Below are 21849 nucleotides of genomic sequence, written 5' to 3'. Positions count from 1 at the left end.
AGTGCACGGAGTGCTCGCGCTCTGGAGTGATCGGCGGGGTCCAACGACAGGTGAGTGTACGTGGTCCGGGCCCTGACGTCGAACAGAGCACATTGCAGGCTGCTCCGTCCGATGACTGAAACGGTGTGCGGCGCCTCTGGGGCGTCTGGGACGATTGGCCGCATGACCTCTGCAACGCCTTCCTCCGAGCGCCGGGTGTCCGCCCGTATCGGCGCCATTTCCGAGTCCGCCACCCTCGCCGTGGACGCCAAGGCCAAGGCCCTCAAGGCCGCCGGGCGCCCGGTCATCGGCTTCGGCGCGGGCGAGCCCGACTTCCCGACCCCGGACTACATCGTCGAGGCCGCGGTCGAGGCCTGCCGCAACCCGAAGTACCACCGCTACACGCCGGCCGGGGGGCTGCCCGAGCTGAAGGCCGCGATCGCCGCGAAGACGCTGCGCGACTCCGGCTACGAGGTCGACGCGTCGCAGGTCCTCGTGACCAACGGCGGCAAGCAGGCGATCTACGAGGCGTTCGCCGCCATCCTGGACCCGGGTGACGAGGTCATCGTCCCGGCTCCGTACTGGACCACCTACCCCGAGTCGATCCGCCTCGCCGGCGGTGTCCCGGTCGAGGTCGTCGCCGACGAGACCACCGGCTACCGCGTGTCCGTCGAGCAGCTCGAGGCCGCCCGCACCGAGCGCACCAAGGTCGTCCTGTTCGTCTCCCCGTCGAACCCGACCGGCTCGGTCTACAGCGAGGCCGACGCCCGCGCGATCGGCGAGTGGGCCGCCGAGCACGGCCTGTGGGTCCTCACGGACGAGATCTACGAGCACCTCGTCTACGGCGAGGCGAAGTTCACCTCGCTGCCGGTGCTGGTCCCGGCCCTGCGCGACAAGTGCATCGTCGTCAACGGCGTCGCCAAGACGTACGCGATGACCGGCTGGCGCGTGGGCTGGGTCATCGCCCCGCAGGACGTCATCAAGGCGGCGACCAACCTGCAGTCGCACGCCACCTCCAACGTCTCCAACGTGGCCCAGGTCGCCGCGCTGGCCGCCGTCTCGGGCAACCTCGACGCGGTCGCGGAGATGCGCAAGGCCTTCGACCGGCGCCGCCAGACGATGGTGAAGATGCTCAACGAGATCGACGGCGTCTTCTGCCCGACCCCCGAGGGCGCGTTCTACGCGTACCCGTCGGTCAAGGAGCTCATCGGCAAGGAGATCCGCGGCAAGCGCCCGCAGAGCTCCGTCGAGCTCGCCGCCCTGATCCTGGACGAGGTCGAGGTCGCGGTCGTCCCGGGCGAGGCCTTCGGCACCCCGGGCTACCTGCGCCTGTCCTACGCCCTGGGCGACGAGGACCTGGTCGAGGGCGTGTCCCGCATCCAGAAGCTCCTCGCGGAGGCCAAGGCCTAGAGCGCCGGGCAGCCGGATCCGAGCGGCGCAGCCCCACCGGGGCGGCGCCGCTCAGCCGCATCCGGCCCCGCTCTCGCGTTCGGGCAAGCCCCCAAAAGGTAAAACCCCCTCCCGCCGGGCGCAGCGGTACGGCAGGATCACCAGATGGAGCACGTACGCGATCTCACGCTTCTGCCGAAAGCCCACCTCCACCTGCACTTCACGGGGTCGATGCGCCCATCGACCCTCCTGGAGCTCGCCGACAAGTACGGCGTCCGCCTCCCCGAGGCCCTCACCGCCGGCGAGCCGCCCAAGCTCCGCGCCACCGACGAGCGCGGCTGGTTCCGCTTCCAGCGCCTCTACGACGCCGCGCGCTCCTGCCTGCGCGAGCCCGAGGACATCCGCCGCCTCGTCCGCGAGGCCGCCGAGGAGGACGTACGGGACGGCAGCGGCTGGCTGGAGATCCAGGTGGATCCCACGTCCTACGCCCCCCTGCTCGGCGGCATGATCCCGGCCGTCGAGATCATCCTGGACGCCGTCGAGGCGGCCTCCCGCGAGACCGGGCTCGGCATGCGGGTCCTCATCGCCGCCAACCGCATGAAGCACCCCCTCGACGCCCGTACCCTCGCCCGCCTCGCCGTCCGCTACGCCGACCGCGGCATCGTCGGCTTCGGGCTCTCCAACGACGAGCGCCGCGGCATGGCCCGCGACTTCGACCGGGCCTTCGCCATCGCCCGCGAGGGCGGCCTGCTCGCGGCTCCGCACGGCGGCGAGCTCACCGGACCCGCCTCCGTACGGGACTGCCTGGACGATCTGCACGCCTCCCGCATCGGCCACGGCGTACGGGCCGCCGAGGACCCGCGCCTGCTGAAGCGGCTCGCGGACCGGCAGATCACGTGCGAGGTCTGCCCGGCGTCGAACGTCGCCCTCGGGGTCTACGAGCGGCCCGAGGACGTCCCGCTGCGCACCCTCTTCGAGGCCGGGGTGCCGATGGCGCTGGGCGCGGACGACCCGCTGCTGTTCGGATCCCGGCTGGCGGCGCAGTACGAGATCGCCCGCCGCCACCACGCCTTCACGGACGCGGAGCTCGCCGAGCTGGCCCGGCAGTCGGTGCGCGGAAGCGCGGCGCCGGAGGACGTGCAGGACAAGCTGCTGGCCGGGATCGACCACTGGCTGGCTTCCTGACGGTCACCGGGTGAGCCGCAGGTCGCCCTCCCAGCAGTCGGCCCGTACCCGGTCGCCGTCGGGGAAGCCGATCTCCAGCTGCGTGCGCCCGGTCTCCGGCGCCGCGAACTCGGCCACGCTTGCCACCGTGTCGCCGAGGTGCCGCAGGAACGGGTGGTCGCCGAGGTCCTCGCCGACCTCGATCCGGCCCCACTCCCCCATGTCGTACGGCTCGTGGGGCGGCGCGGATTCGACGATCAGGCACCGGTCGGACCCGGTGCTGATCCGGGTGGAATCGCCCTCGCTGTCGATCAGCCAGACGTCGAGCGGCGCCTCGGAGCGCTCGCCCTCGTAGACGTGCCAGGACGCGACGATCCTGCTGATCGTGCGTCCCACCAGGCGGGTGGGGTCCGTACCGGCCCCGTGCAGTGGACAGAGCATGGCGGCCGGGACTCCTCAGATGCTGACGCCGACCGTCACCGGCTCGTTGACCAGGGTGACGCCGAAGGCCGCGTGGACGCCCGCGACGACCTCGCGGGCCAGGGCGAGGAGGTCCTCGGTGGTGGCCTCGCCGCGGTTGGTCAGCGCGAGGGTGTGCTTGGTGGAGATGCGGGCGGGGCCGGTTCCGTAGCCCTTGGTGAAACCGGCCTTGTCGATCAGCCAGGCCGCGCTGGTCTTCGTACGGCCGTGGCCGGCGGGGTACGCGGGCGGGGTGGTTTCGGCTCCGAGCCGGTCCTGGACGCGGGCGAGGAAGGCGGCGTACGCCTCGTCGCTCAGGATCGGGTTGTGGAAGAAGGAGCCGGCGGACCAGGTGTCGTGGTCGGCGGGGTCGAGGACCATGCCCTTGCCTGCGCGCAGGCGCAGTACGGTCTCGCGGGCCTGCGCGGCCGGGACCCGGTCGCCGGCCTCGACGCCGAGGGCGCGGGCGGTCTCGGGGTACTTGATCGGCGCGGACAGGCCGCCCGCGTCCTCCAGGGCGAAGCGGACGCGCAGGACGACGTACCGCTCGGGCTGGTGCTTGAAGAGGCTGTCGCGGTACGAGAAGGCGCACTCGGCGGCGGCCAGTGTGACCGTCTCGCGCCGGGTGCGGTCGTACGCGACGACCTCGGTGATGGTGTCGCAGACCTCCTGGCCGTACGCCCCGACGTTCTGGATCGGGGTGGCACCGGCGGAGCCGGGGATTCCGGCGAGGCACTCGATGCCGGCCAGGCCCGCCTCGACGCTGCGGGCGACGGCGTCGCTCCAGTTCTCGCCGGCGGCGAGCTCCAGGGTGGTGCCGTCGAGGTGGAAGCCGGTCGTCGCGATGCGCAGGGCGGTGCCTTCGAAGCCGCGGTCGCCGATGACCAGGTTGCTGCCGCCGCCGATGACGAGGAGCGGGGTGCCGCTCTCGTCCGCGGTGCGGACGGCGTCGACCACCTCGGCGTCGGTGGTCGCGGTGACCAGACGGGTGGCGGGGCCACCGAGGCGGAAGGTGGTCAGGGGGGCGAGGGGGGCGTCGTGGAGTTCCTGCACGTGGACAAGAGTACGGTCCGTACCCCTCGCATCCCTGCGGGGCCACGGACCGTACGTCACGAGCGGGCTTCCCGTCCGTCTTCGGCCAGCCGGCGCTCGGCCTCGGCCCAGGTGATCGGGAGCGCGGAGGCCGGCGCGGTCCAGAAGGTGAAGGCCGACTCCCGCATGAACGCGGCGGCGGCGCGGGAGCTGGACCGGTGCGGCTCGCTGCGGGCGAAGCGGTGGAGCGCGTCGCGGTCCTGCCAGGCGGAGAGGGTCAGGAAGGTCCGGCTGAAGACCCGGGCCCGCAGGGCGACGCCGTGGGCGCCGGGGGCGGAGCGGATCTGGCGGATGATGCCGGGCGACCTGAGGAAGAACCGGAAGGCGCCGGCGAGGGTCTCGGTCTCGAAGCGGGAGGCCATGACGTAGACCTCGGTGCCGGGGGCGGGCGGGGTGGGCGTGGACCAGGGGATGTCGGGCATGGCGTGGACTCCTTTCCGTGGTGGTCCGCTACCGGTCAGCGCGCGGCGGGGACCTTGTCGGCGAGGACGGGGGCGGAGGTGAGGGGGGCGTCGGGGGCGACGGCCTTGCGGGCTCCCTTGCCCGGGACCAGCAGGGCGAAGGCGGCTGCCACGGCCACTGCGGCGGCGCCGATCCACAGCGCGGGCACGGTCCCGTCGGTGAAGGCCTGCGGGGACTCGTAGCCGCCCTGGGCGGAGAAGACGGAGGCCAGGACCGCGACACCGAGGGCACCGCCGACCTCGCGCAGGGCGCTGTTGGCGCCGGAGGCCTTGCCCTGGTCGGAGGGGGACACCGTGGACATCAGGATGTTGGAGGCGGGGGCGAAGAACAGGCCCATGCCGATGCCGCTGAGGATCAGCGCCGGGAGCTGGGCGGCGTACGAGACGTCGGTGCTGAGGATCGTCGCGAACCAGCCGAGGCCGAGGGCCTGCAGGGCGAGCCCGGTGGCGACGACGGGGCGGCCGCCGATCCGGTCGGAGAGGATGCCCGCGATCGGGGCGGCGATCATCGGCATGGCGGTCCAGGGCAGCATGCGCAGCCCGGCCTGGGTGGGCGAGTACCCGGCGACGCCCTGGAGGAACTGGCTGAGCAGGAAGATCGAGCCGAACATGCCCAGGTACATCAGCAGGCTGGCCGCGTTGATCCCGAGGAAGCCGCGGCCCAGGAAGAGGCGCATGGGCAGCATGGGGTTCGCGTGGCGGAAGCCGTGGACGACGAATCCGCCGACGAGCGCGCTGCCGGCGATCAGGCTGGTGAGCACCGGGGCGCTGGTCCAGCCGTGGGCGTTGGCGTTGACGAGGCCGTAGACGATGCCGAAGAGGCCGCCGCTGATGAGGAGCGTGCCCGGCACGTCGAGACGGGCGCCCGGGGCGGTGGACTCGGTCAGCTTGAGGCGGGTGAGCGGGATCAGGGCCAGGCCGATCGGGACGTTCAGCCAGAAGATCCACTGCCAGGAGATGTGCTCGGTGAGGGTGCCGCCGATGAGCGGGCCGCTGGCGACGGCGAGGCCGCCGACGGCGCCGTAGATGCCGAGGGCCATGCCGCGGCGGGCGGCCGGGACGGCGGCGGTGAGCAGGGTGAGGGTGAGCGGCATCATGATCGCGGCGCCGACGCCCTGGACGGCGCGGGCGGCGATGAGCTCGTTGATGCCGGGCGACAGGGCGGCCGCGGCGGAGGCTCCGGTGAATATCGCGAGGCCGGCCATGAAGAGCCGGCGCCGGCCGAAGCGGTCGCCGAGGGCCGCGCCGAACATCAGGAGGACGGCGAAGGTGAGCGTGTACGCGTTCACCGTCCACTCCAGGTCCTCCAGCGCTCCGCCGAGGTCCTTGCGGATGGCGGGGAGGGCGGTGGTGACGACGAGGTTGTCGAGGGCGGCCATGAAGCCGGCCACGGAGGTGAGGACGAGGGCCCAGACGGCGGAGCCGCGGAGCGCAGTGCCGTGCGTATCGTTCACTTTTTCCCCCTGGGAACGGGTGAGGACCGAACTGTTAGTTATTGCTGACTAACTTTCATGCGCATGAAAAGGTGCCGCACAGGGAGGGCGGACCGGATCGAACCGGGCTCACTCCCCCGGCTGATCCGGGTCCTGGACCAGAGCGGGGTACAGCCCTCCCCAGACCCGGTGCCCGGGCGGGAAGCCCATCGCGGCCAGGGTGTTGATCAGCATTCCGTAGGCCATGAAGGTCGTGGTCTCGTTCACGTCGCCGCCGAGGGGCACGTGGACCGTGTCCCAGAGGTCCATCCAGCCCTTGCGGACGAGCTCACCGAGCTGGTGGTCGCCGGCAGCCTCGGCGGCGGCGACGGTGACGTACATCTGGAGCTGCATCTGGAGCTTGTCCGGATCCTCGGCGATGAGCCGGACGTACGCGGCGGCCATGGCGTGCGTGGCCTCCTCGCCCTCGAGCCCCTCGGCGGCGGCCGCGAACACCTCACGGGTGTCGCGCAGGCAGCGCTCGGCGGCGGCGAGGAAGATGGCGGGCTTGTTGGGGAAGAGCCGGAACAGGTACGGCTGCGAGACGCCGACGCGCTTGGCGATCGCCTCGGTGGAGGTCCCGTAGTAGCCGCCCCGGGCGAACTCGTGCATCGCCGCCCGGATGACGCTCTCGCGCCGCTCGTCCGCACTCATCCTTGCCATGCCTCGAAGTTAGTACTCAATCACTAACTTCGTCAACCCCACGGCGCCGCAGCCGCAAAGGTGCAGGCGGCGGCACCGGGTCCGGGCGGGGCCCGGAGAAGGTCAGGCCAGGGTGACCAGGGCCCGGGACATGCCCAGGACCTTCTGGCCCGCGCTCATCGCCGTCAGGTCGACCCGCACGCGGTTGTCGTCCAGCTTCGCGGCGACCTTGGCCGTGACCTCGATCACCGCACCCGCGTCGTCGTTCGGGACCACCACCGGCTTCGTGAACCGCACGCCGTACTCCACGACCGCCCCCGGGTCGCCGACCCAGTCGGTGACGACGCGGATCGCCTCGGCCATCGTGAACATGCCGTGCGCGATGACGTCCGGCAGTCCGACCTCCTTGGCGAACTTCTCGTTCCAGTGGATCGGGTTGAAGTCACCCGAGGCACCCGCGTACCTCACGAGCGTGGCCCGCGTCACGGGGAAGGACGCCGCCGGCAGCTCCGTGCCGACCTCGACGTCGGCGTACTTGATCTGCGCAGTCATCTCAGGCCTCCTCGGGGGCGCGGGAGACGAGCTTCGTCCACGCCGTCACCACGTGCTCGCCGGTCTCGTCGTGGACCTCGCCGCGGATGTCGATGATGTCGTTGCCCGCCATCGACTTCACGGCCTCGATCGTGGAGGTCACCGAGAGCCGGTCACCGGCACGCACGGGGCGCGAGTACGCGAACTTCTGGTCGCCGTGCACGACGCGGCTGTAGTCCAGACCCAGCTGCGGGTCCTCCACGACCTGGCCGGCCGCCGCGAACGTGATCGCAAACACAAAAGTCGGCGGAGCGATCACATCCAGGTGACCGAACGCCTTGGCGGTTTCGGGGTCGGTGTAGACGGGATTCGCGTCACCCACCGCAACCGCGAATTCGCGGATCTTCTCCCGGCCGACCTCGTACGGATCGGTGGGCGGGTAGCTACGCCCCACGAAGGACTGGTCGAGCGCCATGGCTCCCTACCTCCTGTTGAAAAAGACGGTCACGGAAAACGATCACGGAAACGACACGAGGCCGCCCCCCGATGAAGGGGACGACCTCATGACGGTGCCTGTTATTCGAGACTTCGCTGGGGTCAGCGGGTCTCGCGGTGCGCGGTGTGCGAGTTGCAGCGCGGGCAGTGCTTCTTCATCTCAAGACGGTCCGGGTTGTTACGCCGGTTCTTCTTGGTGATGTAGTTCCGCTCCTTGCACTCCACGCAGGCCAGCGTGATCTTCGGGCGGACGTCGGTGGCAGCCACGTGAGTGCTCCTTGACGGACTATGGGACGGATGAACGCATAAAAGAGTAGCCGATCGGGAGACCGACCCCGCAATCGGCTACTGTGGGTAGCGGCGACCGGACTTGAACCGGTGACACAGCGATTATGAGCCGCTTGCTCTACCGACTGAGCTACGCCGCTTTGATGTGATCAGCTCCCCACCCGAGGGTGGGGGGCCTCTCTCACCAGAGCCCCAATGCGGAATCGAACCGCAGACCTTCTCCTTACCATGGAGACGCTCTACCGACTGAGCTATTGGGGCGAGCGATGAAGACATTACACGGTTGCCCGCCCATCGCCCAAATCCTTTGCGGGGACTGGGCTCCGAGGGGGCGGGCAAGGCTTTCCCGATCAGCCCCCGAGCGGCCCCGGAGCCCTTTTCGGGCCGGATTGTGGCCGGGCTCACAAACCCGCCGCCCCCGGCGACACGTCGAGCGCCCACGAAGCGGCCCGTCGGACGCGACTTGTTCGGGGAGCGCGCCCCGAAGCGGCCCCCACGAGGCCGCGCACCCGGGGCACGTGAGACAGGGGTCACACACCCGGAGCAGGTGAAGCGCATGACGCCCCGCCGGGCCACCCCCTGCCGACGGGGCGTGCCGGCGGGCGCCACGGCGCGTGGGCACCACACCGGTACGACTATTGCGCTCCTCCGTGAAGCGGAGAGCCCCGCGCCCTAGGCTCTGAGCACGCTGCGTGATCTTGGGCCGCAGGCCGCGGCCACCCGGCCCAGGAACCGCCCGAGCCACCGCAGGAGCGCGATGTCCGACAGCCAGCCGCAGCAGCCGTCCTCCTCCCCGCGCAAGGGCCGAGGCGAGGGCGGCGGCCACGGGCCGCAGCGCCCGACCGGCAACGCGAACGCGGCCGCCGCCGAGTCCACCACCCTCCTGCTCACCGGGGCCCGCCTCACGGACGGCCGTACGGTCGACGTCCGGCTCGGCGGCGGACGGATCCAGGCCGTCGGCACGGCGGGCAGCCTTCCCGCTCCCGCCCTCTCCCGGGTGGACCTCGGCGGCTACCTGCTGCTCCCCGCACCCGCCGAGCCGCACGCCCACGGGGACACCGCGCTGACCGCCGACGGCGAGGGGCCCGTCTCGTACACGCCCGACGAGGTCCAGCGCCGGGCCACCGAGGCCGCCCTGCTCCAGCTCGGGCACGGCGCCACCGCCGTGCGCTCCCACGTCCGGATCGGCGACGTGCACGGCCTCGGCCCCATGGAGGCCGTGCTCCAGGCCCGCCGCTCGCTGCGCGGGCTCACCGACCTGACCGCCGTCGCCGTGCCCCGCCTCCTCACCGGGCTCGCCGGCGCCGACGGGTTCGCCATGCTGCGGGACGCCGTGAAGATGGGCGCCTCCGTCATCGGCGGCTGCCCGGACCTGGACCCGGACCCGACGGGCTTCCTCGAGGCCGTCCTGGAACTGGCCGCCGAGCACGGCTGCCCCGTGGACCTGCACACGGACGGTGACGATCCCGGCCGCCTGGCCCGGCTCGCGGCGATGGCCGGCGGACTGCGCCCGGGGGTGACGATCGGCCCTTGCGGGGGGCTGTCGCGGCTCCCGCTGGACGTGGCGCACCGGGCCGCCGACCAGCTGGCCGCGGCCGGCGTACGGGTCACGTGCCTGCCCCAGGGCGACTGCGCGGCCCTGGAACGGCGCGGCCTGCGCACCGCGCCCGTACGGCTGCTGCGCGCCGCCGGGGTCCGGGTCGCGGCCGGCAGCGGGGCGCTGCGGGACGCCGGGAACCCGGTCGGCCGCGGTGACCCGCTGGAGGCCGCGTTCCTGCTGGCCTCCCAGGGCGGGCTGCGGGCGGCGGAGGCCTACGCGTCGGTCAGCGGCGCCGCCCGGGAGGCCATGGGCCTGCCGGAAGTCCGGGTGGAGGCCGGGTTCCCGGCGGAGCTGCTGGCCGTACGGGGGGACCGGATCTCGGGCGTGCTGTCGCTGGCCTACAGCCGGATCGTGATCCACCGGGGTCGGGTGGTAGCCCGGACGAGTGCCGTACGGGAGTACTGCGACTCGGCGGTCGCGGTGGCCCTGGACCTGCCCCGGCAGGGCCGTGTGGAGCCCGGTCCCTGACCGTTCGCCGGCCCGCCGCCGGACACTTTCGCGGGCGGGGGCGCCCGGCTCGTCGTACGGTCGGGGCATGCGCATCGTCATCGCGGGTGGACACGGTCAGATCGCGCTGCGGCTGGAGCGACTGCTCGCCGCGCGCGGGTACGAGGTCGCGGGCATCATCCGCGACCGGGGGCAGGGCGACGACCTGCGGGAGGCGGGCGCCGAACCGGTGCTCTGCGACCTGGAGTCGGCTTCGGTCGAGCATGTGGCGGGCATCCTGCAGGGCGCGGACGTGGCGGTGTTCGCGGCAGGCGCGGGTCCCGGCAGCGGTGTCGGGCGCAAGGACACCGTCGACCGGGGCGCGGCGGTGCTCTTCTCGGACGCGGCCGAACGGGCGGGGGTGCGGCGCTTCCTGATGGTCTCTTCGATGGGGGCGGACGCGCACCGCGAAGGTGACGACGTCTTCGACTTCTACCTGCGGGCGAAGGGTGAGGCGGACGACCACGTACGGACGCGGTTGGGCCTGGAATGGACGGTCTTGCGGCCCGGGTCGCTGACCGACGACCCGGGGGCGGGGCAGGTGCGGCTGGAGGCGCGGACGGGCCGCGGAGCGGTGTCGCGGGACGACGTGGCGGCCGTGCTGGCGGAGCTGGTCGAGACCCCGGCGACGGCCGGCCTGACCCTGGAGCTGGTCGAGGGCTCGACCCCGGTGGCGGTGGCCGTCAAGGGCGTCGCGGGCAACTGAGGGGGCGCGCTCCCTGAGGCACCCTCAGAACTCGGCGGTCACCTTGTCGTCGGAGCGCCCGACGGAGTCCTGCTGGTACTGGTCCTCGTAGGCCTGCCGGATCCGCTCGATGCGCGCGCTGCGCTCGTCGGCCTCCTTCTCCGGGTACAGCACCACCACCTCGTACGAGGTCTCGCGGATGACCTTGCCGTCCCGCTGCCACTGGCCGTGCCCGTCCTGGAGGGTGAGGCCCTCGGGGAAGGCGGGGGTGATCTCGCGGTCCAGGAAACGCATGAACTCCTGTTCCGTGACCGGCTCCCGGCCGCCCGGGCGTTCGGTCCCGAAGTAGAGCCTGGTTTCCTGGTAGGGCTCGCCCGGATGGCTGTGCAGTGCTGCCCCGACCAGGGCCGGGATCCCGGCTCCGAGGAGGGCGAGGAGCACGCCCCCGCCGACCTTCCCGCGCGTGTCAGAAATGAAGTTCACGACCGGAGAACGAACAGGGGATCAGGACGATGCGGCCGATGACGGGCTCCGACGTCGAACGGGCGGCAGCCGAAATGGTGTCGGCGCTGGCCCCGCACACCGGACGGGACTGGCAGGTGAAGGCCGGTTCGCTCGACTGGACCTGCTGGACGACGGCCGCGCACGTCGCGCACGACCTGCTGGCGTACGCCGCCCAGGTGGCCGCACTGCCCTCGGACGCCTATCTGCCGCTGGACCTGCGCGTACGGGAGGCCACGCCGCCCGAGGCGGTCCTCCAGGTGGTCTCGGCGGCGGCCCGGCTGCTGGGCACGGCCGTGGACGCGGCGCCGAAGTCCGCGCGGGCCTGGCACTGGGGCCCCTGCGATCCGGGGGGCTTCGCGGCGATGGGCGTGGCGGAGATCCTGCTCCACACGTACGACATCACCCGGGGCCTCGCCCTGCCCTGGCTTCCGCCGGCCGGCCTCTCGGCCCCGGTCCTGGCCCGCCTCTTCCCGGACTCCCCGTCCGGCCCGGCCCCGGAGGTCCTCCTCTGGTCGGCCGGCCGCCTGGCCCTGCCGACCCACCCCCGCCGCACCACCTGGTCCTGGCGCGTGTCCCCCACGCCCTGACCCGATCCGGACGCGGAACCCCCGCGTTCGGATCACCGGGCATGCGAGAAGACCCCCGTACTGCGTTTCCGCAGTACGGGGGTCTCACATCGCGTGGCGGCGCCAGGGTTCGAACCTGGGTAGGCTGAGCCGGCAGATTTACAGTCTGCTCCCTTTGGCCACTCGGGCACACCGCCAAGAGACGCTGCCGTTTTTTCCGCCTTGCGGCGGCGCTCCCCGGCAACGACGTAAACAATACCTGATGTGCGGGGGTGCTTCGCCACCGGATTGATCAGCGCTGCGGGTGGGTGCGGTGGCTAGGCTTTGCGGAGCGGGCCGGGGATGTCCGGCCGCGCCCTCCGGGGCAATGACAGCCGATTTCAAGGAGCCACAGCACATGGCCGACTCCAGTTTCGACATCGTCTCGAAGGTCGAGCGGCAGGAGGTCGACAACGCCCTCAACCAGGCCGCCAAGGAACTCTCGCAGCGCTACGACTTCAAGGGCACCGGCGCCACCATCGCCTGGTCCGGCGAGAAGATCCTGATGGAGGCGAACTCCGAGGAGCGCGTCAAGGCCGTCCTCGACGTGTTCGAGACCAAGCTGGTCAAGCGCGGGATCTCGCTGAAGGCGCTCGACGCCGGCGAGCCGCAGCTGTCCGGCAAGGAGTACAAGATCTTCGCCTCCATCGAGGAGGGCATCTCCCAGGAGAACGCCAAGAAGGTCGCGAAGATCATCCGGGACGAGGGTCCCAAGGGCGTCAAGGCCCAGGTGCAGGGCGAGGAGCTGCGTGTCAGCTCCAAGAGCCGTGACGACCTGCAGGCCGTCCAGGCGCTGCTCAAGGGCAAGGACCTGGACTTCGCGATCCAGTTCGTGAACTACCGCTGATCGCGGTCCCCACCCCTGCCGTCCGGCGGCCCGGCGGTCCTTCCAGGACCGCCGGGCCGCGGCCGTTTCCGGGGGAGTGCGGATCACGTGCCCGGCGTGCGCGGCGCATGCGCCTCAGCGGCCCCCGATGGGCACTTGGGGAGCCCTGCGCGCGCCCACCACTCTGGTGGCAATCATCACCGCTGGACAGGGGAGGTTCTCGGATGCCTGGAGTCGACACGTTTCGCGAAGACTTCGGGGCGTCCGTCGTCGTGGCGCTCGTCGCGCTGCCCCTCTGTGTGGGCGTGGCCGTCGCCTCCGGTGTGCCGGCCGAGCTGGGCATCGTCACCGGGGTGGTGGGCGGGCTGGTCACCGGGTGGTTCCGGGGGAGTTCGCTCCAGGTGAGCGGGCCGGCCGCCGGGCTCACCGTGCTCGTCTACGAGGCGGTGCACACGCACGGTGCCCGCGCGCTCGGGGTCCTGGTGCTGGCCGCCGGGGTGCTGCAGCTGGGCATGGGGGCACTGCGGCTCGGCCGGTGGTTCCGGGCGATCTCCGTCGCCGTCGTGCACGGGATGCTGGCCGGGATCGGGCTCGTGCTGATCGCCGGACAGCTGTACGCCCTGGGCGGCGTGCAGGCCCCCGGCGGAACCCTGGAGAAGCTGGCCGCGGCGCCGGGGCTCGCCGGGCAGGCCGACTGGTCCGCCGTCGCGCTCGGGGCCGGAACCGTCGCCGTGCTCGTGGCCTGGCGCCGGATGCCTGCCCGGCTGCGGCTCGTGCCGGGCGCGCTCGTCGGGGTGGCGGCCGCCACCGCCGTGTCGGTGCTGCTGCGGCTGCCCGTCGAGAAGGTGACCGTGACCGGGGTCCTGGACGCCGTGGCCCCGCCCGGCTGGGGGGACTTCGGGCTGCTGGCCTCTGCCGGGGCCCTCGGTACCGTCATCGCCCTGGCGCTGATCGCCTCCGCCGAGACCCTGTTCAGCGCGGCCGCCGTGGACCGGATGCACGACGGGGCCCGGACCCACTACGACCGGGAGCTCATGGCGCAGGGCGTCGGCAACACCATCTGCGGACTGCTCGGGGCGCTGCCGATGACCGCCGTGATCGTGCGCAGCGCCGCCAACGTGGAAGCAGGGGCCCGCACCCGGGCGTCGCGGGTCCTGCACGGCGGCTGGCTGCTGCTGTTCGCCGTCGCGCTCCCCCAGCTGCTCGAAGTGGTGCCGCTCGCCGCACTGGCCGGGGTGCTGCTGCACGCCGGATGGAAGCTGCTGCCGGCCCGGGCCGTCGCGGGCCTGTGGCGGACGCACCGGGGCGAGGCGGTGGTGCTGGTGGCGACGGCCGCCGCGATCGTTGCCACCAACCTCTTCGAGGGGGTGCTGGTCGGGCTGGGGCTGGCCGTGGTCAAGGCGGCCTGGGAGACCTCCCAGGTGCACATCGAGGAGGTGTGGGAGGGCGGGGAGCTCCACGTCCAGGTGATGGGGAGCGCCAGCTTCCTGCGGCTGCCGAAGCTGCTCGACGCGCTGGACGCGCTGCCGGCCGGCCAGCCCGTTCGCCTCGACCTCAGCGGGCTCCGCCACCTGGACCACGCCTGTCTGACCGCACTCCACGGGTGGGAGCAGAACCGGCCGCCGCTGCCCGGCCGGGAGGGCGTCATCTAGCCCCGCTACCCTCCGCCCGTGGACAACGAGCTGAAGCGCACCCTGGGAGTCTTCGACGCCGTGGTCGTCGGGCTCGGGGCGATGGTCGGGGCGGGTATCTTCGCCGCGCTCGCCCCGGCGGCGGGCGCGGCGGGTCCCGCGGGCGGAGCTCTCCTCGCCGCCCTCGCGGTGGCGGCCTCGGTCGCCTACTGCAACGCGCACTCCTCGGCGCGGCTGGCCGCCCGGTATCCGGCCTCCGGCGGCACCTACGTGTACGGGCGGGAGCGGCTCGGCCCGTTCTGGGGACATCTCGCCGGCTGGGGCTTCGTCGTCGGCAAGACCGCCTCGTGTGCGGCGATGGCGCTCACCGTGGGGGCGTACGTGTGGCCGGAGCAGCAGCACGCGGTGGCCGTCGCGGCGGTGGTGGCGCTGACCGCCGCGAGCTACGGAGGCCTGCAGAAGTCCGCCCGGATCGCGCGGGTGATCGTGGCGGTGGTACTGGCCGTGCTGGCCGGGGTCGTGGTGGTGTGCCTGTCCTCCGGCGCGGCCGACGCGGGACGGCTCGGCGGCCTGGCCGGGGGCGGCGTCGGCGGCCTGCTCCAGGCGGCCGGTCTGCTGTTCTTCGCCTTCGCGGGATACGCCCGGATCACCACCCTGGGCGAGGAGGTGCGCGATCCGGAGCGCACGATCCCGCGGGCGGTGCCGCTCGCCCTGGGGATCGCCCTGCTCGTGTACGCCGCGGTGGCGGTGGCCGCGCTGTCGGTGCTGGGCGCCGACGCCCTGGCGGCTTCGACGGCCCCGCTGGCCGATGCGGTCCGGGCGGCCGGACGGCCCGGACTGACCCCCGTGGTCCGGGCCGGGGCGGCCCTGGCGGCGCTGGGCTCGCTGCTGGCCCTGGTGCTCGGGGTGTCGCGGACCACCCTGGCGATGGCCCGGGACGGCCATCTCCCCCGCGCGCTGGCCGCCGTACATCCGCGGCATCAGGTGCCGCACCGTGCGGAGCTCGCCGTGGGTGCGGTGGTGGCGGTGCTCGCGGCGACCACCGATCTGCGGGGTGCGATCGGTTTCTCCTCGTTCGGGGTGCTCGCCTACTACGCGATCGCGAACGCTTCCGCGTGGACTCTCGATTCAGATCTCAAGGGCCGGGCCGTGGCAGCGGTCGGGCTGTCCGGCTGTGTCGTGCTGGCCTGCGCGCTGCCCCTCGCGTCGGCGGTCGCGGGGGCTGCGGTGCTGGCCGTGGGCGCCGCCGCCTACGCGGTGCGCGGCGGGCTCAGACGCGGGATCTGAACTCCGCCCAGGGGGTCATCTCCAGACCCGCCTCCTCCGAGTCGTCGCAGAACCAGGCGGTGCCGTCGAGCCAGCCGCGCAGCCAGTCGGCGAGGGCGGGCGAGTCCGTGTACCAGGCGAGGTCGGGATCGCCCGGATTCGGCTCGAACAGCAGGACCCGTCCGGTCTCGGAGCGGCAGTCCACGCACCCCAGCATGGCGCAGCCGTAGTCGGTTATCGGCAGGACGCCCTCGGGCCAGCCCCAGTCCGAGGCGCGCATCGCGGTGTACTGCACGACGGCGGCCTCCAGCGGGAGCAGTCCGTACTCCGGGCCGAACCCGCCGTCCGCTATCCGGGTGTAGAGACCGGCCAGGAGCGGGGGCAGGGCGAAGCCGAGCATGCCCTCGGCCCGACGCAGCGCAGCCGGGTCCGCGGGAGCCGGCAGGCGTCCCGGCACCAAGGTGCCGCCCTCGGGCCCGAAGCCGCGGACGTGTCGGGCGACTTGCTCCAGCAACTGCTCGGTCTCGTTCATGCGTTCATAGTGGCCCACGCCACTGACAATCGCCCTGACCTGCACCGGCGCCTCCGGGAGAGCGCACTCCGGGCCCCGGAGCGGCCGTCAGTTCGGCGTCTCCTCCGGCCCCTTGCCGGAGTCGTCGCGCGCCGAGTCGTACCCGATGAAGTACGTGGGCCGGCGCTGTACGGCGGTGTAGATCCTGCCGATGTACTCGCCGAGCAGCCCGACGCAGATCAGCTGCACGCCGCCGAGGAACAGCATGCCGACGAACAGCGAGGTCCAGCCGGGCACGGTCTTGCCGAGCAGGAACACCACCAGCGTCCAGACGATCATGAGGAGGCAGGTGACGAAGCTGATGACGCCGAGCCAGGTCGCAAGCCGCAGCGGGGCGGCCGAGAAGTTGGTGATGCCGTCCACGGCGAGGCGGATCATCTTGCTCAGCGGGTACTTGGTCTCGCCCGCCACCCGCTCGGCCCGGCGGTAGGTGACCTGCCCGCTCGGGAAACCGAGCCAGGGCACCAGCAGCCGGTAGACCTGCTGCTGGTCGGGCAGGGCCTTGAGGGCCTCGACGGCCTCACGGCTGAGCAGCCGGAAGTCGCCGGCCTGCGCGGGCACCTGCTTGCCGACCAGGCGGCGCATCAGCCAGTAGTAGGCGGCGGCGGTGCGGCGCTTGAAGCCGGTGTCGGTGCTGCGGTCGGAGCGGACGCCGTAGACGATGTCGAGGTTCTCGGACCGGGCCAGGTCCAGCATCTCCGGTATTTTCTCCGGCGGATCCTGGAGATCGGCGTCGATGCTGGCCACGTACGCCCCGACCGAGCTGTGCAGCCCGGCCCGCAGGGCGGCCTGGTGGCCGGAGTTGCCGCGCAGCCGGACGATGCGGAGCTCGGGCCAGTCCGTACGGAACTTCTCGAGGAGTTCGGCGGTGCGGTCGGTGCTGCCGTCGTCGACCGCGAGGACCTCGTACGGGACCCCGGTGTCGTCGAGCACCGGCCGCAGGCGGCTCACCAGGGCTGGGAGGGCCTCCTCCTCGTTGTACATCGGCACGATGACCGACAGGGTCGTGGCCGTGCTCGCAGCCGACACTGACTTCTCCCTGCCCGTGAGTTCCCTCGCCGCCGTGCCGTCTACCGGGAGGCGAACGGCGCGTCGGTCGGGACGATCTCGCGGCCCAGCGGGAGCAGGGCGAGCGGGACCATCTTGAAGTTGGCGATGCCGAACGGGATGCCGATGATCGTGACGCACAGGGCGATGCCGGTGACGATGTGGCTGAGGGCCAGCCACCAGCCCGCCAGGACCAGCCACAGGACGTTGCCGATGCAGGACGCGGCGCCCGCGTCCCGGCGCTCGACCGTGGTGTAGCCGAACGGCCAGAGGGCGTACACGGCGATGCGGAAGGCCGCGATGCCGAACGGGATGCCGATGATGGTGATGCACAGGAGCACGCCCGCCAGGCAGTAGCCCAGGAACAGCCAGACACCGCTGAGGACGAGCCAAATGATGTTGAGGATGGTCTTCACTGACTACGGCCTGCCATCTGTTCGAGCCGGGCGATGCGCTCGGCCATCGGTGGGTGCGTGGAGAACATCTTAGAAAGGCCCTGACCCGGGCGGAACGGATTGGCGATCATCATGTGGCTCGCGGTCTCCAGCCTGGGCTCGGGGGGCAGCGGGAGCTGCTTGACGCCGGCGTCCAGCTTGCGCAGGGCGCTGGCCAGGGCGAGCGGGTCGCCGGTGAGCTGGGCACCGGACGCATCGGCCTCGTACTCGCGCGAACGGCTGATGGCCAGCTGGATCACGGACGCGGCCAACGGGCCCAGGATCATGATCAGCAGCATGCCGAGGATGCCGGGCCCCTCGTCGTCGTTCGACCGGCCGATCGGGATCAGCCAGGCGAAGTTCACCAGGAACATGATGACGGAGGCGAGGGCTCCGGCGACGGACGAGATGAGGATGTCGCGGTTGTAGACGTGGCTCAGCTCGTGGCCGATCACCCCGCGCAGCTCGCGCTCGTCGAGTATGCGCAGGATGCCCTCGGTGCAGCAGACCGCGGCGTTGCGCGGGTTGCGGCCGGTGGCGAAGGCGTTCGGCGCGTCGGTCGGCGAGATGTAGAGCCGCGGCATGGGCTGGCGCGCGGAGGTGGAGAGTTCGCGCACCATGCGGTAGAGCGCGGGGGCCTCGAACTCGCTGACGGGGCGGGCGCGCATCGCGCGTAGAGCCAGCTTGTCGCTGTTCCAGTACGCGTACGCGTTCGTCCCGAGGGCGACGAGGACGGCGATGATCAGGCCGCCCCGCCCGAAGAAGCTTCCGATGAGGATGATGAGTGCGGACAGCCCGCCGAGGAGTACGGCGGTCTTCAGCCCGTTGTGCCGGCGGTGCACGGTACGCCCTCCAAATGGTGCGGCAGGGGGACCCCCGTCCAGGATCTGCGGATCTGAGGGCCTACGGTCCAGTGGACCCTCCCTCCTCGGTCAACGCGAGGTGAGGGCATCTGGTTCCCAGGCGCGTGCCGGGGGCGCCGCCCCGGTGTCCGGGGCGGCGGTGCGGCGGCGGGCGTTGCTCCGTACGGGTCACGGCGTACGGCCGGACCGGCGGGCGGGCCGGCGTAGGAGCCGGCGTACGGGTCTGTGAGCGGCTACTGCGGGAACAGGCTGCCCGCGGCGAAGCGCAGGACCAGCTGCGGGGCTCCCGAGAGCACCACGGCGGTGACGGCCGTGATCGCGATCGCGGCGGTGACCGGCCACGGGGCCTTCGTACGGGCGGCCTCGGCGGGGCTGAGCGGGGCGCGGAACAGCAGGGCCGTCCAGCGCAGGTAGTAGTACAGGGCGATGACGACGTTGACCGCCATGACCACGGCCAGCCAGCCCAGGCCCGCGTCGACCGCGGAGCGGAAGACGGTGACCTTGGCGAAGAGCCCGATGAGGCCCGGCGGCAGGCCGGCCAGGCAGAGCAGGAAGAAGGCCAGCGCGAGGGCGGCGGCGGGGCGCTCGGCGTACAGGCCGCGGTAGTCGTCGATCCGGTTCAGCGGCTTCGTACGGGCGACCAGTGCGGCCACGGCGAAGGCGCCGAGGTTCACGGCGGCGTACATGAGGGCGTACGCGACGGTGGAGCCGATCTGGTCGCGATCGGAGTACGCGGCGGCCGCGATCGGGACCAGGAGGTAGCCGGCCTGGCCGACCGAGGACCAGGCGAGCAGCCGGACGGCGCTGCCCGGCCGGTCCGCGCGCTGGCGCAGGGCTGCGGCGTTGCCGAGCGTCATGGTGAGCGCGGCGAGGACGGCGAGGGCCGGGCCCCAGATGTCGGAGTACGCCGGGAAGGCGATCACCGTGACGAGGATGAGGCCGGTGAAGCCGACGGCCTTGCCGATCACGGAGAGGTAGCCCGCGATGGGCAGCGGCGCGCCGATGTAGGTGTCCGGGACCCAGAAGTGGAACGGGACGGCGGCGGTCTTGAAGGCGAAGCCGACGAGGGTGAGCGCGACGCCGGCCATGGCGAGGGTGTCGAGCTGCCCGGGGACGTCCTCGAGGCGGTCGGCGACCTGGGTCAGGTGCAGGGAGCCGGTGGCGGCGTAGACGAAGCTGACGCCCATCAGCGACACGGCGGTGGCGGTGACGGAGGAGAGGAAGAACTTGAGGGCGGCCTCGGAGGAGAGCCGGTCGCCGCGGCGCATGCCGACGAGGGCGAAAGCGGGCAGCGAGGCGACTTCGAGGGCGACGATCAGGGTGGCGAGGTCGCGGGAGGCGGGCAGCAGGGCGGCGCCGGCGGCGGAGGACAGCAGCAGGAACCAGTACTCGCCGGCCGGCATGCGCGCGTCGCGGACGGTGGTGACCGACAGCAGGGCGGTGACCAGGGCGCCGGCCAGCACCAGGAACTGGATGACGAGCGTGAAGTGGTCGGCGGTGTAGCTGCACGCACCGGGGTCGGTGGCGAGGCAGAAGGTGGCGCGGTCGCCGGCGCGCAGCGGCAGCAGGGTGGCGGTCGCGGCGGCGAGGCCGGCGACGGAGAGCCAGCCGAGCAGCGGCTTGAGCCGTTCCGGTACGAAGAGGTCGGCGACCAGGACGACCAGGGCGACGGCGGCGGGGAGCACCACGGGGGTGATCGCGAGCCAGTCGACGCTCTGGACGTGGCTCACGGTCTCGGCGGCCGGGGCCGCGGACAGGGCGGACAGGGCCGTCATGCGTTGCCTCCTGCGAGGAGCTTCTGGACGGCCGGGTCGGTGAGGCCGAGGAGGACAGCGGGCCACAGGCCGGCGAGGACGGTGAGGGCCGCGAGCGGGGTCCAGGCGGCGAACTCGTAGTGCCGGATGTCCGCGAGTTCGAGCGCGGGCCCGGGCTCGGGCCGGGCCTTGGGGTCTCCCATGCAGACGCGCCGTACGACGATCAGCAGGTAGGCGGCGGTGAGCAGGGTGCCGAACGCGCCGAAGGCCATGTAGGTGAGGAACGCGGGCCGGGACAGGCCCTCGGCCGGGTCGAACGCGCCGAACAGGGCCAGCATCTCGCCCCAGAAGCCGGCGAGGCCGGGCAGGCCGAGGGAGGCGACGGCGGCGAAGGCGAGCAGGGCGCCGAGGCGGGGGGCGCGGCCGTAGAGGGCGGCCCCGGTGGCTCCGGCGAGGGTGTCCAGATCGGCGGTCTTGTAACGGTCCTTGAGCGCACCGACAAGAAAGAAGAGAAGGCCGGTGATCAGACCGTGCGCGATGTTGGCGAACAGCGCGCCGTTCACGCCGGTGGGAGTCATCGAGGCGATGCCGAGGAGGACGAAGCCCATGTGGCCGACGGAGGAGTATGCGATGAGGCGCTTGAGGTCGCCCTTGTTGCCCTTGCGGGCGAGCGAGAGACAGGCGAGGGACCCGTAGACGATGCCGATGGCGGCGAAGGCGCCCAGGTAGGGGGCGAAGGTCGCCATGCCGTCGGGCGTGACGGGGATCAGGATGCGCACGAAACCGTACGTGCCCATCTTGAGCAGCACGCCGGCCAGCAGGACGGAGCCCACGGTGGGCGCGGCGGTGTGGGCGTCGGGCAGCCAGCTGTGCAGCGGCCACATCGGGGTCTTCACGGCGAGGCCGATGCCGATGGCGAGGACGGCCAGGAGCTGGGTGGTGTGGCTCAGTTCGCGGCCGTTGTCGGAGGCGAGGGCCACCATGTCGAAGGTGCCGCTGTTCAGCCCGATCAGCAGCAGTCCGAGCAGCATGACCACGGAGCCGAGGAGGGTGTAGAGGATGAACTTCCAGGCGGCGGCCTGCCGCTGAGCTCCGCCCCAGCGGGCGATGAGGAAGTACATCGGGATGAGGACCATCTCGAAGGCGAGGAAGAACAGCAGCAGGTCGAGGACGGCGAAGGTCGCGAGGGTGCCGGACTCGAGGACGAGGAGCAGGGCGACGAAGGCCTTCGGGGAGGGGCCTTCGGGGAACTTGAAGTAGCTGTAGAGCGCGCAGAGGAAGAACAGCAGCGCGGTCATCAGGAGGAGGGGGAGCGAGATGCCGTCGATGCCGAGGTGGATCCGGACGTCCAGGGCCGGGATCCAGCTGATGTCGGTGGTCGCCTGGAAGCGGGCCGGGGCGTCGTGGTCGAAGCCGAGGGCGAGGGCGATCGCCGCGGCGAGGATCACGCCGGTCACGGTCACGCCGTGGCGCAGCACGGCCTGTTCGGGGCTCTTGCCCTTGAGGCCGGGCGGGGCCGGCAGGAGGGCCGCGGCGGCGCCGAGGAGCGGTGCGGCCACGACGAACGCCAGAAGGAACTGCATCACGGACGGGCTGATATCAATC

23 protein-coding genes and 3 tRNA genes are annotated in these 21849 nt (G+C 72.2%); 8 read left to right on the top strand and 18 right to left on the bottom strand.

Annotated features, from left to right (window positions below; translation table 11 throughout):
- The first annotated feature begins 162 nt into the window (after positions 1 to 162).
- On the top strand, positions 163 to 1389 hold the full coding sequence (locus tag ACFYXK_RS22330) for a pyridoxal phosphate-dependent aminotransferase (protein WP_389412715.1): 1227 nt from the start codon (positions 163 to 165) through the stop codon (positions 1387 to 1389).
- Positions 1390 to 1533: 144 nt separating this feature from the next.
- Positions 1534 to 2553, top strand: coding sequence for an adenosine deaminase (locus tag ACFYXK_RS22325; protein WP_389412714.1), 1020 nt, complete (start codon positions 1534 to 1536; stop codon positions 2551 to 2553).
- Between the two features lie 3 nt (positions 2554 to 2556).
- Here ACFYXK_RS22325 and ACFYXK_RS22320 read toward each other — a convergent pair whose 3' ends face one another.
- The 10 genes from ACFYXK_RS22320 to ACFYXK_RS22275 form a co-directional block, all read right to left on the bottom strand.
- The gene (locus ACFYXK_RS22320; protein ID WP_389412713.1) at positions 2557 to 2973 is read right to left on the bottom strand and encodes a hypothetical protein; all 417 of its coding nucleotides are present in this window, start codon (positions 2971 to 2973) and stop codon (positions 2557 to 2559) included.
- 15 nt (positions 2974 to 2988) lie between these two features.
- A complete protein-coding gene (locus ACFYXK_RS22315) occupies positions 2989 to 4104 on the bottom strand; it encodes a UDP-N-acetylmuramate dehydrogenase (RefSeq protein ID WP_389412712.1) in 1116 nt (371 codons plus the stop codon).
- Positions 4101 to 4505: a DUF3291 domain-containing protein gene (locus ACFYXK_RS22310; protein WP_389412711.1), complete on the bottom strand. Its 405-nt coding sequence runs from the start codon at positions 4503 to 4505 to the stop codon at positions 4101 to 4103. Before ACFYXK_RS22310 ends, ACFYXK_RS22315 begins: the two co-directional genes overlap by 4 nt.
- Positions 4506 to 4540: 35 nt before the next feature.
- Entirely contained in the window at positions 4541 to 5998 is a 1458-nt protein-coding gene (locus ACFYXK_RS22305) for a DHA2 family efflux MFS transporter permease subunit (RefSeq protein WP_389412710.1), read from the bottom strand.
- 108 nt (positions 5999 to 6106) lie between these two features.
- Positions 6107 to 6679: a TetR/AcrR family transcriptional regulator gene (locus ACFYXK_RS22300; RefSeq protein ID WP_389412709.1), complete on the bottom strand. Its 573-nt coding sequence runs from the start codon at positions 6677 to 6679 to the stop codon at positions 6107 to 6109.
- A gap of 102 nt (positions 6680 to 6781) precedes the next feature.
- A complete protein-coding gene (locus ACFYXK_RS22295) occupies positions 6782 to 7210 on the bottom strand; it encodes a MaoC family dehydratase (RefSeq protein WP_383514215.1) in 429 nt (142 codons plus the stop codon).
- A gap of 1 nt (position 7211) precedes the next feature.
- Positions 7212 to 7664, bottom strand: a complete 453-nt coding sequence (locus ACFYXK_RS22290; RefSeq protein WP_389412708.1) for a MaoC family dehydratase N-terminal domain-containing protein — start codon at positions 7662 to 7664, stop codon at positions 7212 to 7214.
- A 122-nt stretch (positions 7665 to 7786) separates the two neighbouring features.
- Positions 7787 to 7951: a 50S ribosomal protein L33 gene (gene rpmG, locus ACFYXK_RS22285; protein WP_003956487.1), complete on the bottom strand. Its 165-nt coding sequence runs from the start codon at positions 7949 to 7951 to the stop codon at positions 7787 to 7789.
- 88 nt (positions 7952 to 8039) lie between these two features.
- Positions 8040 to 8112: transfer RNA gene (locus ACFYXK_RS22280), tRNA-Met, on the bottom strand.
- A 48-nt stretch (positions 8113 to 8160) separates the two neighbouring features.
- Positions 8161 to 8233, bottom strand: a tRNA-Thr gene (locus ACFYXK_RS22275).
- 496 nt (positions 8234 to 8729) lie between these two features.
- On the opposite strand from ACFYXK_RS22275, the gene ACFYXK_RS22270 reads away from it, so the two are divergent.
- Together ACFYXK_RS22270 and ACFYXK_RS22265 are read left to right on the top strand one after the other, a co-directional pair.
- Positions 8730 to 10040, top strand: coding sequence for an amidohydrolase family protein (locus tag ACFYXK_RS22270; protein WP_389412707.1), 1311 nt, complete (start codon positions 8730 to 8732; stop codon positions 10038 to 10040).
- Positions 10041 to 10107: 67 nt separating this feature from the next.
- Positions 10108 to 10764 (top strand): SDR family oxidoreductase, encoded by a 657-nt coding sequence (locus tag ACFYXK_RS22265; RefSeq protein WP_389412706.1) that lies wholly within the window; start codon positions 10108 to 10110, stop codon positions 10762 to 10764.
- A gap of 24 nt (positions 10765 to 10788) precedes the next feature.
- On the opposite strand, the gene ACFYXK_RS22260 is transcribed toward ACFYXK_RS22265, so the two are convergent.
- Positions 10789 to 11226 carry a DUF3574 domain-containing protein gene (locus ACFYXK_RS22260; RefSeq protein WP_389412705.1) on the bottom strand — a complete coding sequence of 146 codons (438 nt, stop codon included), beginning with the start codon at positions 11224 to 11226 and terminating at the stop codon, positions 10789 to 10791.
- 38 nt (positions 11227 to 11264) lie between these two features.
- Between ACFYXK_RS22260 and ACFYXK_RS22255 the strand changes: the two genes are divergently transcribed.
- The gene (locus tag ACFYXK_RS22255; protein ID WP_389412704.1) at positions 11265 to 11834 is read left to right on the top strand and encodes a maleylpyruvate isomerase N-terminal domain-containing protein; all 570 of its coding nucleotides are present in this window, start codon (positions 11265 to 11267) and stop codon (positions 11832 to 11834) included.
- Between the two features lie 94 nt (positions 11835 to 11928).
- Here the strand turns inward: ACFYXK_RS22255 and ACFYXK_RS22250 are convergent.
- Positions 11929 to 12010 (bottom strand) — tRNA-Tyr (locus tag ACFYXK_RS22250).
- 200 nt (positions 12011 to 12210) lie between these two features.
- Between ACFYXK_RS22250 and ACFYXK_RS22245 the strand changes: the two genes are divergently transcribed.
- The 3 genes from ACFYXK_RS22245 to ACFYXK_RS22235 all read left to right on the top strand — a co-directional run bounded on the left by ACFYXK_RS22245 (position 12211) and on the right by ACFYXK_RS22235 (position 15596).
- Positions 12211 to 12699, top strand: coding sequence for a YajQ family cyclic di-GMP-binding protein (locus tag ACFYXK_RS22245; RefSeq protein ID WP_030298135.1), 489 nt, complete (start codon positions 12211 to 12213; stop codon positions 12697 to 12699).
- Between the two features lie 203 nt (positions 12700 to 12902).
- Positions 12903 to 14330, top strand: coding sequence for a SulP family inorganic anion transporter (locus tag ACFYXK_RS22240; RefSeq protein WP_389412703.1), 1428 nt, complete (start codon positions 12903 to 12905; stop codon positions 14328 to 14330).
- An 18-nt stretch (positions 14331 to 14348) separates the two neighbouring features.
- Positions 14349 to 15596, top strand: a complete 1248-nt coding sequence (locus ACFYXK_RS22235) for an APC family permease (RefSeq protein WP_389412702.1) — start codon at positions 14349 to 14351, stop codon at positions 15594 to 15596.
- Here the strand turns inward: ACFYXK_RS22235 and ACFYXK_RS22230 are convergent.
- The 6 genes from ACFYXK_RS22230 to ACFYXK_RS22205 form a co-directional block, all read right to left on the bottom strand.
- Positions 15580 to 16107: an SMI1/KNR4 family protein gene (locus ACFYXK_RS22230; protein WP_389412701.1), complete on the bottom strand. Its 528-nt coding sequence runs from the start codon at positions 16105 to 16107 to the stop codon at positions 15580 to 15582. The genes ACFYXK_RS22235 and ACFYXK_RS22230 overlap by 17 nt on opposite strands.
- 87 nt (positions 16108 to 16194) lie before the next feature.
- A complete protein-coding gene (locus ACFYXK_RS22225; RefSeq protein ID WP_389412700.1) occupies positions 16195 to 17175 on the bottom strand; it encodes a glycosyltransferase family 2 protein in 981 nt (326 codons plus the stop codon).
- Positions 17176 to 17216: 41 nt separating this feature from the next.
- Positions 17217 to 17609, bottom strand: a complete 393-nt coding sequence (locus ACFYXK_RS22220) for a YccF domain-containing protein (protein WP_266664815.1) — start codon at positions 17607 to 17609, stop codon at positions 17217 to 17219.
- On the bottom strand, positions 17606 to 18469 hold the full coding sequence (gene htpX, locus ACFYXK_RS22215) for a zinc metalloprotease HtpX (RefSeq protein ID WP_383514236.1): 864 nt from the start codon (positions 18467 to 18469) through the stop codon (positions 17606 to 17608). The genes ACFYXK_RS22220 and htpX overlap by 4 nt, the downstream gene beginning before the upstream one ends.
- A gap of 254 nt (positions 18470 to 18723) precedes the next feature.
- The gene (locus tag ACFYXK_RS22210) at positions 18724 to 20265 is read right to left on the bottom strand and encodes an NADH-quinone oxidoreductase subunit N (RefSeq protein ID WP_389412699.1); all 1542 of its coding nucleotides are present in this window, start codon (positions 20263 to 20265) and stop codon (positions 18724 to 18726) included.
- The gene (locus ACFYXK_RS22205; RefSeq protein ID WP_389412805.1) at positions 20262 to 21827 is read right to left on the bottom strand and encodes a NuoM family protein; all 1566 of its coding nucleotides are present in this window, start codon (positions 21825 to 21827) and stop codon (positions 20262 to 20264) included. The genes ACFYXK_RS22210 and ACFYXK_RS22205 overlap by 4 nt, the downstream gene beginning before the upstream one ends.
- Between the last annotated feature and the right edge of the window lie 22 nt (positions 21828 to 21849).

Source organism: Streptomyces sp. NPDC002209 (assembly GCF_042890265.1).
Lineage (GTDB): Bacteria > Actinomycetota > Actinomycetes > Streptomycetales > Streptomycetaceae > Streptomyces.
Note: the sequence above shows the minus strand (reverse complement) of the source record. Positions and strands in the feature narration are given on the sequence as shown.